Origin of the sequence: Blattabacterium cuenoti STAT (assembly GCF_003573915.1) — a bacterium.
In the GTDB taxonomy this organism is placed as follows: domain Bacteria; phylum Bacteroidota; class Bacteroidia; order Flavobacteriales; family Blattabacteriaceae; genus Blattabacterium; species Blattabacterium cuenoti_A.
In genome coordinates this window covers 453685-468995 of the sequence record NZ_AP014608.1, presented here as the reverse complement: position 1 = coordinate 468995, position 15311 = coordinate 453685, and the positions used below count along the sequence as shown (strand labels likewise).

8 protein-coding genes and 1 tRNA gene are annotated in these 15311 nt (G+C 26.6%); 5 read left to right on the top strand and 4 right to left on the bottom strand.

Going from position 1 to position 15311, the window contains the following annotated elements:
• The first annotated feature begins 36 nt into the window (after positions 1-36).
• Genes rplL through rpoC form a run of 3 tightly spaced genes read left to right on the top strand, consistent with a single transcriptional unit; the run spans position 37 to position 8518 of the window.
• Positions 37-408: a 50S ribosomal protein L7/L12 gene (gene rplL, locus STAT_RS02275; protein ID WP_119305627.1), complete on the top strand. Its 372-nt coding sequence runs from the start codon at positions 37-39 to the stop codon at positions 406-408.
• A 28-nt stretch (positions 409-436) separates the two neighbouring features.
• A complete protein-coding gene (gene rpoB / locus STAT_RS02270) occupies positions 437-4246 on the top strand; it encodes a DNA-directed RNA polymerase subunit beta (protein WP_119305626.1) in 3810 nt (1269 codons plus the stop codon).
• Between the two features lie 42 nt (positions 4247-4288).
• Positions 4289-8518, top strand: coding sequence for a DNA-directed RNA polymerase subunit beta' (gene rpoC / locus STAT_RS02265; RefSeq protein ID WP_119305625.1), 4230 nt, complete (start codon positions 4289-4291; stop codon positions 8516-8518).
• Positions 8519-8530: 12 nt separating this feature from the next.
• On the opposite strand, the gene glnS is transcribed toward rpoC, so the two are convergent.
• Positions 8531-10222: a glutamine--tRNA ligase gene (gene glnS / locus STAT_RS02260; RefSeq protein WP_244273579.1), complete on the bottom strand. Its 1692-nt coding sequence runs from the start codon at positions 10220-10222 to the stop codon at positions 8531-8533.
• 80 nt (positions 10223-10302) lie between these two features.
• On the opposite strand from glnS, the gene STAT_RS02255 reads away from it, so the two are divergent.
• Together STAT_RS02255 and STAT_RS02250 are read left to right on the top strand one after the other, a co-directional pair.
• On the top strand, positions 10303-11550 hold the full coding sequence (locus tag STAT_RS02255; RefSeq protein WP_119305623.1) for a bifunctional folylpolyglutamate synthase/dihydrofolate synthase: 1248 nt from the start codon (positions 10303-10305) through the stop codon (positions 11548-11550).
• 36 nt (positions 11551-11586) lie between these two features.
• Positions 11587-11662, top strand: a tRNA-Val gene (locus STAT_RS02250).
• Here the strand turns inward: STAT_RS02250 and miaA are convergent.
• From miaA to STAT_RS02235, 3 genes are read right to left on the bottom strand one after another with little or no spacing between them, the layout of a single operon-like run.
• Positions 11636-12556 (bottom strand): tRNA (adenosine(37)-N6)-dimethylallyltransferase MiaA, encoded by a 921-nt coding sequence (gene miaA, locus STAT_RS02245; RefSeq protein ID WP_317124581.1) that lies wholly within the window; start codon positions 12554-12556, stop codon positions 11636-11638. The genes STAT_RS02250 and miaA overlap by 27 nt on opposite strands.
• Positions 12553-13641, bottom strand: a complete 1089-nt coding sequence (gene aroC / locus STAT_RS02240; protein WP_119305622.1) for a chorismate synthase — start codon at positions 13639-13641, stop codon at positions 12553-12555. The genes miaA and aroC overlap by 4 nt, the downstream gene beginning before the upstream one ends.
• 7 nt (positions 13642-13648) lie before the next feature.
• A complete protein-coding gene (locus STAT_RS02235; protein ID WP_119305621.1) occupies positions 13649-15253 on the bottom strand; it encodes a DEAD/DEAH box helicase in 1605 nt (534 codons plus the stop codon).
• Positions 15254-15311: the final 58 nt, after the last annotated feature.

Genomic DNA, 15311 nt, shown 5'->3' with positions numbered 1-15311 from the left:
TACTTAATTATATTATAAAAAAAATAAATAAAAAAAATGATAGAAAATCTAGCAGAACAATTAGTTAATTTAACCGTAAAACAAGTTAATGAATTGGCTACTCTTTTAAAAAAAAAATACGGAATAGAACCATCTACTTCAATAAAAGTGGAAAATATTTCATCTCAAAAAGAAAAAGTATCTGAAAAGAAGGAGAAAAGTATTTTTAACATAATTTTGAAATCATCCGGAAATTCTAAGTTATCTGTCGTAAAATTGGTTAAAGAAATTACTGGAAAAGGTCTTAAAGAATCTAAAGATTTAGTAGATAGTATCCCTAGTATTCTTAAAGAATCTATAAATAAAAAAGAAGCGGAAGATTTGAAAAACAAATTTGAAGAAATAGGAGCTGAAGTAGAATTAAAATAAAATTTTTAATTTTTTAAATTGTCCAAAATTGGTGAATACAGAAAAAAAAAGAATCACTTTTGCCTCAGTAGCAAAACAAGTGAAATATCCTGATTTTTTGGATATTCAAATTAAATCATTTAAAGAATTTTTTCAATTAGATGCAAAACCGGAAAATAGAAAAAACGAAGGGTTGTTCAAAGCTTTTACAGAAAATTTTCCTATTTCTGATGCTAGAAATTCTTTTGTTTTAGAATTTAAAGGTTATTCTATAGATTCTCCTAGATATTCAATAGAAGAATGCATAGAAAGAGGACTTACTTATAGTGTTCCTTTAAAAGCTAAATTAAAATTATATTGTACTGATCCAGATCATGAAGATTTTGAAACTGTATATCAAGATGTTTATTTAGGAACATATCCTTATATGACTCCATCTGGTTCTTTTATTTTTAATGGATCAGAAAGAGTTATTGTATCTCAATTACATCGTTCTCCTGGTGTTTTTTTTGGTCAATCCCATCATGCTAATGGAACTAAACTTTATTCCGCTAGAATAATTCCATTTAAAGGATCATGGATAGAATTTGCTACAGATATCAATAATATCATGTATGCATATATTGATAGAAAGAAAAAATTACCTATGACAACTTTATTGCGTGCAATAGGGTATGAAAGAGACAAAGAAATATTGGAAATATTTGATTTAGCTGAAGAAATAGAAATAAAAGGAAACGAAAAAAACATATTGAATAGAACTTTAGCAGCTAGAGTTTTGAAAATCTGGCATGAAGATTTTGTTGATGAAGATACAGGAGAAGTTTTATCTGTAGAAAAAAATGAGATTCTTATAGATAGAAATATTCTTTTGAAAGAAGAACATCTTGATCTTATGATTCATCATGAAATAAAGACTATTTTATTGCATAAAGAAGGAGAAAGAAAAAAAGATTATTCTATTATTTATAATACCCTACATAAAGATCCAACTAATTCTGAAAAAGAAGCAGTAGAATATATTTATAGACAACTTAGAAATACTGAACCTCCAGATGAGGAAACCGCAAGAGGAATTATAGATAAACTTTTTTTTTCTGATACTAGATATAGTTTAGGTCCTGTTGGAAGATATCGTTTAAATAAACGTCTTGGATTAAATATAGATCCTAATTATTTAGTTTTAACTAAAAAAGATATTATTGCAATAGTAGAACATTTAAATGCCTTGTTTAATTCTAAAAGAGAAGTAGATGACATTGATCATTTATCCAATAGACGAGTAAGAACAGTAGGAGAACAACTTTATACCCAATTTAGTATTGGTTTAGCTAGAATGGCTAGAACTATAAGAGAAAGAATGAATGTTCGTGATAATGAAGTTTTTATGCCTGTAGATCTTATTAATGCTAAAACTTTATCATCCGTTATAAATACTTTTTTTGGAACAAATCAATTATCTCAATTTATGGATCAAACAAATCCTTTATCTGAGATAACTCATAAAAGAAGACTTTCTGCATTAGGACCAGGTGGTCTATCTAGAGAAAGAGCCGGTTTTGAAGTTAGAGATGTAAATTATTCTCATTATGGAAGATTATGTCCTATAGAAACTCCAGAAGGACCTAATATAGGATTGATCTCTTCTCTTTCTGTATTTGCAAAGATAAATCATATGGGATTTGTTGAAACACCTTATCGAATTGTTTTTAATAAAAAAGTAAATTTAAAATCTGAAGTAAAATATTTAAGTGCAGAAGAAGAAGAAGGAAGAATTATAGCACAAGCTAATGCCATTGATCAACATGGTTTTTTTTTGTCCGATAGGATTATAGCACGTGAAGGAGGAGATTTTCCTATAGTAAAACCTAATCAAGTAAATTATATAGATGTAGCTCCAAATCAAATAGCTTCTATATCTGCTTCTCTTATTCCTTTTTTAGAACATGATGATGCAAATAGAGCTTTAATGGGGTCTAATATGATGCGTCAAGCAGTTCCATTATTAAAACCTGATGCTCCTATTGTAGGAACCGGATTAGAGGAACAAGTAGCAATAGATTCTCGTATATTGATTAATGCAAAAAAAAATGGATTTGTAGAATATGTTGATGCAAGAAAAATAATTATTCGTTATGATAAAACATATAAAGAAGATTTAGTAAGTTTTGATTCTAAAATACAAGTTTATGATTTAATAAAATTTAGAAAAACAAATCAAAATACATGTATAACTTTGAAACCTATTGTAAAAAAAGGAATGAGAGTTGTTCAAGGACAAATTTTATGTGAAGGATATGCTACAGAAAATGGAGAATTGGCGTTAGGAAAAAATTTGAAAGCTGCCTTTATTCCATGTAATGGATATAATTTTGAAGATGCTGTTTTAATTTCAGAAAAAGTGGTAAATGAAGATTGGTTTACTTCTATACATATAGATGAGTATTCTTTAGATGTTCGTGATACAAAATTAGGAATGGAAGAATTTACTAATGATATTCCTAACGTAAGTGAAGACGCTACTAAAGATTTAGATGAAAATGGAATTATAAGAGTAGGAGCTGAAGTAAAACCTGGAGATATTCTCATTGGAAAAATAACTCCAAAAGGAGAATCTGATCCTACACCAGAAGAAAAACTACTAAGAGCTATTTTTGGAGATAAAGCAGGAAATGTTAAAGATGCCTCTTTAAGAGCTGAACCATCATTGTTCGGAATTGTTATAGACACAAAATTATTTACTAGAAGTATAAAAGATAAAATATCTAGAATTCAGGATAAAATTAAAATAACACATTTAGAAAAAGAATATGAAAAAAAATTTTTGTTTATTAGAAATTTATTGATCAAAAAACTACAATCTATTTTAGATGACAAAATATGTCATAATTCCATTTTAAGTGATAAAAAACAAGAACTTATAAAAAAAGGAACCAAGTTTAATACAAAAATACTAAATAGTATACAAAATTATATAGAAATTTATTCTAGTAATTGGACTGATAATATTGATACCAATAATTTGGTATCAGAAATTTTGCATAATTATAAAATAGCGGTAAATGACTTAAATAGTATATTTAAACATAAAAAATTCTCTATTACTGTTGGTGATGAATTACCTTCAGGAATTATTAAAATGGCTAAGGTGTATATCGCTAAAAAAAGAAAATTAAAAGTAGGAGATAAAATGGCAGGAAGACATGGAAATAAAGGAGTAGTAGCTAGAATTTTAAGAGAAGAAGATATGCCTTTTTTAGAAGATGGAAGTCCTGTAGATATTGTATTAAATCCTTTAGGAGTTCCTTCTAGAATGAATATAGGTCAAATATATGAAACTGTATTAGGATGGTCAGGTCAGAAATTAAATATGAAATTTTCAACTCCTATCTTTGATGGGGCAACTATAAAAGAAATTTGTAAATATACAGATAAAGCAAAAATCCCACGTTTTGGAACAACTTATTTATTTGATGGAGGCACAGGAGAAAGATTTGATCAACCTGCTACTGTAGGAGTAATATATATGTTAAAATTAGGTCATATGGTAGATGATAAAATGCATGCCCGTTCAATAGGTCCTTATTCTTTAATCACTCAACAACCTTTAGGAGGAAAAGCTCAATTTGGAGGACAACGTTTTGGAGAAATGGAAGTTTGGGCATTGGAAGCTTTTGGAGCATCTAATATTTTACGCGAAATTTTAACTGTTAAATCAGATGATGTTTCTGGAAGAGCTAAAACTTATGAATCCATAGTAAAAGGAGATCCTATGCCTGAACCTAATAATCCAGAATCTTTTAATGTTCTTTGTTATGAATTAAAAGGATTAGGGTTAGATATTCGTATGGAAGAATAAATTCTTTTGTATTACATTTTATATTAATGATAAAATCAAAAAATGAATAGAAAAAAAAAAAATAAATTCAATAAAATTACTATTCGACTAGCTTCTCCAGAAATCATATTAAAGGAATCTCACGGAGAAGTATTAAAACCGGAAACAATTAATTATCGAACTCATAAACCAGAAAGAGATGGACTTTTTTGTGAACGAATTTTTGGTCCAGTAAAAGATTATGAATGCGCTTGTGGTAAGTATAAAAGAATTCGTTACAAAGGTATTGTTTGTGATAGATGCGGCGTTGAAATCACTGAAAAAAAAGTAAGAAGAGAACGTATGGGACATATAAGTCTTGTTGTTCCTGTTGTTCATATTTGGTGTTTTAGGTCTTCTCCTAATAAAATAGGATATTTATTAGGATTACCCTCTAAAAAACTTGAAATGATTATTTATTATGAACGATATGTTGTAATTCAAGGAGGAAAAAGTATTCGTTTAGATGGATCACCTTTTCAAAAAGGAGATTTTATGACTGAAGAAGAATATTTACAAGTTTTAAACAAACTTCCAAAAGAAAATCAACAATTAGAAGATTCTGATCCAAATAAATTTATTGCCAAAATGGGAGCAGAATGCATAGAGGATCTTTTAAATCGAGTAGATCTGAATCATTTATCAATGGAATTAAGAAATCAAGTTCATAATGAAACCTCTAAACAGAGAAGAGCTGAAGCATTAAAACGCTTACAAATTGTTGAATCTTTTAAAGAAGGAAATAAAAATTTTGGAAATCCATCTTGGATGATAATTCATGTATTAGCTGTAATTCCTCCTGAATTACGTCCTTTAGTTCCTTTAGATGGGGGACGTTATGCTGCCTCTGATATGACTGATTTATACCGTCGTGTACTTATCAGAAATAATAGATTAAAAAGACTTATAGAAATTAAAGCTCCTGAAGTCATTTTAAGAAATGAAAAAAGGATGCTGCAAGAAGCAGTAGATTCTCTTTTTGATAATTCAAGGAAAGTTTCTGCTGTAAAATCAGAGGCTAATCGTCCTTTAAAATCTTTATCTGATGCATTAAAAGGGAAACAAGGTCGTTTTAGACAGAACCTTCTTGGAAAAAGAGTTGATTATTCTGCCAGATCTGTTATTGTAGTAGGTCCACATTTGAAATTACACGAATGTGGATTACCTAAAGATATGGCAGCAGAACTTTATAAACCTTTTATTATAAGAAAATTAATTGAAAGAGGAATAGTAAAAACAGTAAAATCTTCAAAAAAAATTATTGATAAAAGAAATCCTATGATATGGGATATTTTAGAAAACGTATTAAAAGGACACCCTGTATTATTAAATAGGGCACCTACATTACATAGATTAGGAATTCAAGCTTTTCAACCTAAATTAATAGAAGGAAAAGCTATTCAATTACATCCTTTAGTTTGTGCAGCTTTTAATGCAGATTTTGATGGAGACCAAATGGCTGTTCATTTACCTTTATCTCATGGAGCTATATTAGAAGCTCAACTTTTGATGTTAGCTTCTCAAAATATATTAAATCCAGCTAACGGTTCTCCTATTACAGTTCCTTCTCAAGATATGGTGCTAGGATTATATTATATGACTAAACCTTTAATTTCAGATTCTAAAAAAAAAGTGAAAGGAGAAGGACTTATTTTTTATTCTCCAGAAGAAGTAGAAATAGCGTATAATCAAGAAATAGCGGATTTACATGCTTTAATTAAAGTTAAAGTTTGTCTTCGTGAAAAAGAAAAACTTATAAGTAGAATTATAGAAACTACTGTAGGTAGAGTATTATTTAATCAAGTAGTACCTAAAAAGGTAGGATTTATCAATGAATCTCTTACGAAAAAATCTTTGAGAGAAATTATAGGTAAAATATTATATCTTACAGATGTACCTACTGCTGCTAATTTTCTAGACGATATTAAAGAATTAGGTTTTTATAATGCGTTTAAAGGTGGTTTATCTTTTGGATTAGGAGATATTATTATTCCTGATAATAAGAAAAAAATGGTACAAAATGCCATTAAACAAGTAGATAATATAAAAATGAATTATAACATGGGATTAATTACGAATAATGAACGTTATAATCAAGTAATTGATATATGGACAAATACTAACGCTATGCTTACGGAAAAAGTAATGAAATACATGCGTGAAGACAGAAAAGGATTTAATCCTGTATACATGATGTTAGATTCTGGAGCAAGAGGATCTAAAGAGCAAATACGTCAACTTTCAGGAATGCGTGGTTTAATGGCAAAACCTCAAAAAACAGGATCTTCTGGAGGGGAAATTATTGAAAATCCGATTTTATCCAATTTTAGAGAAGGTCTTTCTATTTTAGAATATTTTATATCTACTCATGGAGCTAGAAAAGGTTTAGCAGATACTGCATTAAAAACGGCAGATGCTGGATATCTTACAAGACGTTTAGTAGATGCAGCTCAAGACGTCATTATAAAAATGAAAGATTGCAAAACTTTACGAGGATTAGAAATTTCTGCATTAAAAAAAAATGAAGAAATTGTAGAAACTTTATTCGATAGAATTTTAGGACGTGTATCTTTAAATGATATTTATCAAAGCAATCAATTGATAATTTCTTCAGGAGAAATGATTGATGAAAAAATAGCAGATATCATTGATAAATCCGGAATTGAAATAGTAGAAGTTAGATCTCCTTTGACTTGTGAAGCAAAAATGGGAATTTGTTCTAAATGTTACGGACGTAATCTATCTACAGGAAAAATAGTTCAAGAAGGAGAGGCCGTAGGAGTGATTGCAGCACAATCTATCGGAGAACCAGGTACTCAATTGACTTTACGAACTTTTCATGTTGGAGGTACAGCAGGAAATATTACAGAATCTTCACAAATAAAAGCAAAATATGATGGAATTGTAGAATTTGAAGATTTAAAATTAGTAAAAACAAAACAAGATTATCATCGAATAGGGATAGTAGTTTCTAGAACTACAGAAATGAAACTTCTAGATTTAAAAAAATCATCTATACTAATGGTTAATAATGTTCCTTATGGAGCCTCTTTATATGTAAAACATGGAGATCAATTAAAATCTGGAGATTTAATTTGTAAATGGGATCTTTATAACGCAGTAATTGTTGCAGAATTTTCTGGTATAATATCTTATCAACATTTAGAACAAGGTATTACTTTTCAAGTAGAAATAGATGAACAAACTGGATTTCAAGAAAAAGTAATAACGGAAGTTAGAAACAAAAATTTAATTCCAACATTAAAAATTCTTAATGAAGAAAATGAAGAATTAAAAGTATATAATTTACCGGTAGGAGCTCATTTAATGGTAGAAGATGAAGAAAAAATAGATATAGGAAAAATACTAGTGAAAGTTCCAAGAAAAACAGCTAAATCAGGAGATATTACAGGGGGGTTACCACGTCTATCTGAATTATTTGAAGCGCGTAATCCATCTAATCCAGCTGTTGTATCAGAAATGGATGGAATTGTTAGTCATGGAAAAATAAAAAGAGGAAATAGAGAAATTATTGTAGAATCCAAAACAGGAGAAGTTAGAAAATATTTAGTAAAATTATCCAATCAAATCCTTGTTCAAGAAAATGATTATGTTAAAGCAGGAACGCCTTTATCAGATGGAGCTGTTACTCCTAATGATATTTTAAATATAAGAGGAACTAGAGCAGTACAAGAATATTTAATAAAAGAAATACAAGAAGTTTATCGTTTACAAGGCGTGAAAATAAATGATAAACATTTTGAAATTATTGTTTTACAAATGATGAGAAAAGTAGAAGTTATAGATGTAGGAGATACAAGGTTTTTGGAAGGTAATATAGAATATAAAGATGATTTTGTAGAAGAAAATGATAAAATATCTCAAATGAAAGTAGTTGAAAATTCAGGAGATTCTGAAATCATTAAAAATGGAGATATTATTAATTATAGAGATTTAAGAAATGAAAACGCTGTTTTAAAATATAAAAATAAGAAATTAATAAAAACTAGAAATGCAATCCCAGCTACGGCAAGACCTATATTACAAGGAATAACAAGAGCAGCATTACAAACTAAGTCTTTTATATCTGCAGCTTCATTTCAAGAAACAACAAAAGTTTTAAGTGAAGCCGCTATAAGTAGTAAAATAGATTATTTACATGGATTAAAAGAAAATGTAATCGTAGGACACAAAATCCCTGCAGGAACTGGGTTAAAAAAATATGAAAACCTACATCCTGAAATTTTGGAATAAAATTATAACAAATTATTTTTCATTTTTTTTCCATTTGTTTTTTATGGATACAGTTTTATTAAAAATGATTTGATCATTTTTAATTTCATTATCAACATAAAAATATCCAATTCTTTGAAATTGAAAATGATCTCCTTTTTTTGCCTTTTTTAAGAAAGGTTCTGCATAACCTATAATTCTATCTTTTGATTTAGGGTTGATATGTTTATAAAAATCTATACTATTTGGATTTCTTTTTAAAAAAAGAGGATTATACAAATTAATTTTTATAGGAAAAGAATGCTTTATAGACACCCAATGTAAAGTACTTTTTACTCTTCCTTTTTTTTCAATTTTATTTTTTTTTCCAGATTTACTTTTAGGATCATAAGTACAATGTATTTTTTTTATTTTTCCTTCATAATTTCTTATTACAGAGTTTGCTTTTATGATATAAGCATTTTTAAGTCTTACTTCTTTTCCAATACAAAGACGAAAAAAATTTTTTTTTTCTTTTTCTAAAAAATCATCTTCTTCTATATATAAAAACTTAGAAAAAGGAATTTTTCTATTTCCAAAATTAGGATTCTCTGGATTATTTTCTGCGTCAATCCATTCAGTAATATCTGAATAATTGTCTATAATTAATTGTATTGGACGTAAAACTACCATAACTCTTAAAGCTATTTTATTCAAATGTTCTCTAATCCAAAATTCTAGAAAAGATACATCAATGATATTGTTTCTTTTAGTGATTCCTATTTTATGAATAAAATTTTTTAAAGCAACAGAAGTATATCCTTTTCTACGTAATCCAGATATTGTTAAAATACGTGGATCATCCCAAGATTGAATTATTTTTTTTTCAATTAAATACTGAATCTTTCTTTTGCTGGTTATGGTATGACTCAAATTTAATCTTGAGAATTCTATTTGTTTAGGTATAATTTTTTTTGAATTTTCAGTACAAATTTGATTTAAATACCAATTATATAACGGTCGTCTATTTTCAAATTCTAAAGAACACAAAGAATGAGATATTTGTTCTATATAATCACATAGACCATGTGTCCAATCATAAGTAGGATAAATACACCATTGATATCCAGTTCTATGATGTTTTTTTTGTAAAATTCTATACATAATTGGGTCTCGCATGTTCATGTTTGAAGAACTCATATTAATTTTAGCTCTTAAAACACAAGCTCCTTCTTCAAAAAATCCATTCCTCATTCTTTCAAAAAGAAATAAATTTTCTTCTATAGATCTATTTCTATAATCGCTGTCAATTCCAATTTCAAAAGGATTTTTTCTTTGACGTTGGATTATATTTTTAGATTGATCATCAACATAAGCTTTATTTTTTTTAATTAATTTTATAGCCCATTTATAAAGTTTACAAAAATAATCTGAAGCATAACTCTCTATATCCCAATGAAAACCTAAAAATAGAATATCTTTTTTTATAGAATCTATAAAATTTCTATTTTCTACTATAGGATTAGTATCATCAAATCTTAAATTAATTGGAGATTTATATTTTTTACTTAATTCAAAATTCAAACATATAGCTTTCACATGTCCAATATGAAGAAAACCATTAGGTTCAGGAGGAAAACGAAATTTAATTTTTTTTATAGGAAATCCATTTTTTATATCTTCCTCTATAATTTTTTCAATAAAATGTAGATATGACTTTATTTCAGAATAAAAATTAAAATCAATTATAGAACGAATATAATCAATTTTTTATTGAAAATAATTTATATTTTTGTACTATAGTTATTTTTAATAAGATTTTATACTTGAATTATATAGAAACAGTTCAATGGATTTTTAAACGCCTTCCAATCTATCATAAAACAGGATTAAAATCATACAAACCAGGTTTAAAGAGAATACAGAATTTTTGTTCTTACTTAGGGAATCCACAAAATTTCTTTCAAAGTATACATGTAGGAGGAACAAATGGAAAAGGATCTACAGTACATATGTTGTCTTCTATTTTACAAGAAGAAAAATATAAAATAGGAATATTTACCTCTCCTCATTTAATAGATTTTAGAGAAAGAATAATCTGTAACGGAATCTTGATAGAAAAAGATTTTATTGTAAATTTTATAAATGAAAATAAAGAATTTATAGAAAAAGAAAAAGTTTCGTTTTTTGAAATGAATACCGCTTTAGCTTTTCAATATTTTAAAGAAAAAAAAGTAAATATAGCAATTATTGAGGTAGGAATGGGTGGAAGGTTAGATTCTACTAATTTGATAATTCCAGAAATATCTGTAATTACAAATATTAGTATAGATCATATAGAAACTCTTGGAAATAACCAATTAAAAATTGCTGAAGAAAAAGCGGGGATTATAAAAAAAAACGTATCAGTAATAATAGGAAGAAAAATTTCTAAAGAAGTTCGATTTCTTTTTCTTCAAGAAGCTTTAAAAAAAAATGCACCAATATATTTTTCCGTAAAAAATAAAGAAGATCTTTTATATAAAATTCCTTTTAAAGCAGATTACCAAGATTTCAATCGGAATATTGTATTAAAAATTATAAATATTTTACATAATAGAAAAAATATTATAGTATCTCATCAATCAATAAAACAAGGATTAAAAAACGTAATAAAAAATACTAATTTCAAAGGTAGATGGCATATTTTACGAAAAGAAAATCCAAAAATTATTTGTGATATAGCTCATAATGAAGAAGGTATATATTTGGTTAATAAACAATTAAAAAAAGAATCATATGAAAAATTACACCTAATTTTAGGTTTTGTAAAAGAAAAAAAAGTAGATCAATTATTGAGACACTTTCCTATTGAGTCTTTTTATTATTTTTGTCAACCCTCTATAGATAGAAAATATTCCATACATGATTTATCAAAATTAGTTAGTAAAATATTTAAGAATCATGAAAAAATAAAATTTTTTCCTTCAGTAAGGAAGGCTTTTTTAGCTGCTAAAAATCGAGCTGATAAAAAAGATTTAATCTTAATAAGTGGAAGTACCTTTGTAGTATCCGAAGTTCTGTTATATTATTAAAATTTTTCTTACATTTGATAAAATGATAGGGAAATAGGGCAATTAGCTCAGTTTGGTTTAGAGCATCTGTTTTACAAGCAGGGGGTCACTGGTTCGAATCCAGTATTGCCCACTGTTTTTTTTTTATAGTATATAATATTTTATTTTTTTCTTTCGAATCAAACCATATAATTGATGGATCTTTTTTATACCAGGTTAATTGTCTTTTTGCATATTTTCTAGTGTTTTTTTTTATTTCTTCTATACTTTTATTTAAATCATTTTTTCCTTTTAAAAAAAAATCAAAAATCTCTTGATATCCTATAGTTTGTAAACTATTTAAACTTCTATAATTATAATATAATTTAGCTTCATCTAATAAACCTATTTTTATCATATGGTCTACTCTATTATTTATTCTAAAATAGATTTTATGTCTTGGCATTATCAATCCTATTTTTAAAATTATAAAATTTCTTTTTTTTTTATTGTAGAAAAAAGAAGGAGGTTTTCCTGTAGATTGAAAAATTTCTAAATATCGAATTAAACGTACAGGATTATAAATATCTATTTTTATACCTGGTTCTTTAATTTTTAAAAATTCTTTTTGTAAGAAAGATATTCCTTTTTTTTTAAAATGATAAATTAAATTATTTCTAATATCAAAACTAATTTCAGGAAATTCTGACAATCCTTCTGTTACTGCTTTTTCATATAAACTAGATCCTCCTACCATAATTAATGTGGAATATTTAGTAAATAATTTTGAAATTTTTTTTAAGGAATCTATTTCAAATAATTTTGCATTGTAATTTTGATGAATACTTAAATGTCCAATAAAATGATGAGGAATACGAGAGAGTTCTTCTATTGTGGGCATAGAAGTTCCTATTTTTAATTCTTTATAAAATTGTCTAGAATCACAAGATAAAATTTCAGTATTAAATTTTTCAGCTAAAAACAAAGAAATAAAAGTTTTTCCTACACAGGTAGGACCTAAAATAAAAATAAGAAGTTTTCGATTCAATTTTTTTTTATTGAGGAATATTTAGATAATTTAGTATACATCCAATAATCAGCTAAAACCAAAGCCGTCATAGATTCAACGATAGGAATAGCACGAGGTAAAACACAAGGATCATGTCTTCCTTTTCCTTCTATAAGGATAAAATTTCCATGTTTATCTATAGTTTTTTGTTTTTTCATTATCGTAGCTATAGGTTTAAATGCTATTTTAAAATAAATATCCATTCCGTTTGAAATTCCTCCTTGTATTCCTCCGGATAAATTTGTTTTTGTGCTTTCATCTTCTTGAAATAAATCATTATGTTGAGAACCAGTTAATTTAGTTCCATCAAATCCACTTCCATATTCAAATCCTTTTACTGCATTAATTGAAAGCATAGCTTTTCCTAATTCAGCATGTAACTTTTCAAAAATTGGTTCTCCAATTCCTATTGGAATATTTGTAATTATACAAGTTATAATACCTCCTATAGTATCTCCTCTATTTTTTATTTTTTTAATTTTAGATATCATTTTTTCTGCCGTATTTGGATCAGGACATCTTATAGAGTTTTTTTCTATTGATTCTCTAGATAGATCTAGTTCTTGATAAGATTTATTTATAGATATATTACCTACAGAAGATACATAAGACGTAATCTTAATATCTTTAATTAATTGTTTAGCAATAGCTCCTGCTACAACTCTACATATTGTTTCTCTTGCAGAAGAACGCCCTCCTCCTCTATAATCTCTTATTCCATATTTTTTTTCATATGTAAAATCCGAATGTGATGGACGATAAACTTCTTTAAGATGATGATAATCGTGAGATTTATGATTTTTGTTATAAACAACGAATCCAATAGGAGTTCCTGTTGTTTTATTATTAAAAATTCCAGATAAAAAATTTACTTCATCAGGTTCATTTCGTTGAGTAACGATAGATGATTGTCCAGGCCTTCTTCTATTTAATTCATATTGAATTTCTTTCATATTTAATTCTATTCCAGCTGGACATCCATCAATAATTCCACCTAATGCTATTCCATGACTTTCTCCAAAAGTACTAACTCTAAATAAATTTCCAAAAATATTTCCTGCCATAATAAAACTAATTTTTAATTTCTATTGAAATAGGTTTTCCAAAATGATTAATTCTACTCATTCCTATTAAAATTTTATTTCTATAACGTTTTTCTACTTCAAATAATGAAAAATTTGATAAAATTTTTATATGACCAATATTAATACGTGAATTATTTACAGCTTTGTTGATTAAATTAATTAATCTTAATTTTGTTAAATTATCTTTAGATCCTATATTTAAAAAAAGTTTTGAAAAAAATTTTTTTTTTGTACGGGAACCTATAATTTTTTTATAAAAAACAGGATTTAAGTCTTTAGAATTTTTGTAATAATTTATGAAATGATTAAATCCAATCCAAGAAAAACGTTTTATTAATTCTTCTTTATCAAAAAATTCTAAATTTTTCTGTATTTTGGGAAGAAATTTTTTCATTAAATTATCATTTACAACTACTTTTTTTATTTTTTCTATAAAATAGAATAATTGTTTTTCACATATTTCTTCTCCCGTAGGAAGCATAATACGGTTAAAACTTTTCCCAATTTTTTTTTCAAATTCTTTTAAATTTCTAGTTTCTTTAGTTTGAATAATACAAATAGAAATTCCCGTATTTCCAGCTCTTCCTGTACGTCCACTTCTATGGACATAAATTTGACTTTCTTTTGGAAGATTGTAATTAATAACATGAGTTATATTATTTATATCTAATCCACGAGCTGCCACATCTGTGGCTACAAGAAATTTTAGATTTCTATTTCTAAATCTGTTCATAACAGATTCACGTTGTGTTTGTGAAAGGTCTCCATATAAAGCATCAGCATTATAACCATCTTTGGTTAAAAAATCAGCTATTTCTTTAGTTTCTTTTTTAGTTCCACAAAATATAATACTATAAATATCAGGATTTATATCCAAAATTCTTTTCAAAGCTAAATATTTTTTATCCAATTTTTCTATTATATAATAAACGTGTTTAACATCATCGGCTCCAATATTTTTTTTCCCCGTGACAATTTCTACAGGATCTATTAAATATTTATGAGCTATAACGTTCATATATTTAGACATTGTTGCCGAAAATAATAAACTTTGTCTTTTTTTTGGTAATTTTTCTATTATAGAATCTAATTCATCTTTAAATCCCATATTTAACATTTCATCTGCTTCATCAAGTACTAAATATTGAATCTTATCAAAAGATAATTTTTTTCTTTTGATTAAATCAATAATTCTTCCTGGAGTTCCTACTATAATATGATTTTTTTTTTTCAAAGATTTTATTTGTGAATTTATATTTGCTCCTCCATATAAAGAAACAATTTTTATAAATGATGAAAATTTTGAAAATCGACAAAGATCACGTGTTATTTGTATACATAATTCTCTTGTAGGACATAAAATTAAAGCTTGAGGAAGAGTAGATTTTAATTTCACTTTTTGAATGATTGGAAGACCGAAAGCAGCTGTTTTTCCTGTTCCTGTTTGGGCTAATGCTATAATGTCTTTTTCTGAAGATAGTAAAAAAGGAATAACTTTTTCTTGTATTGGTGTTGGATATTTAAAACCAATATCTTCTATAGCTTGAATAATATTTTTATCGAAAAAATTGTATTCTTGAAATGTTTTCATAAAGAATAAATAATGAAAATTTTATTTTTATTAAAATTTTAATTTCATATGTTGAAAA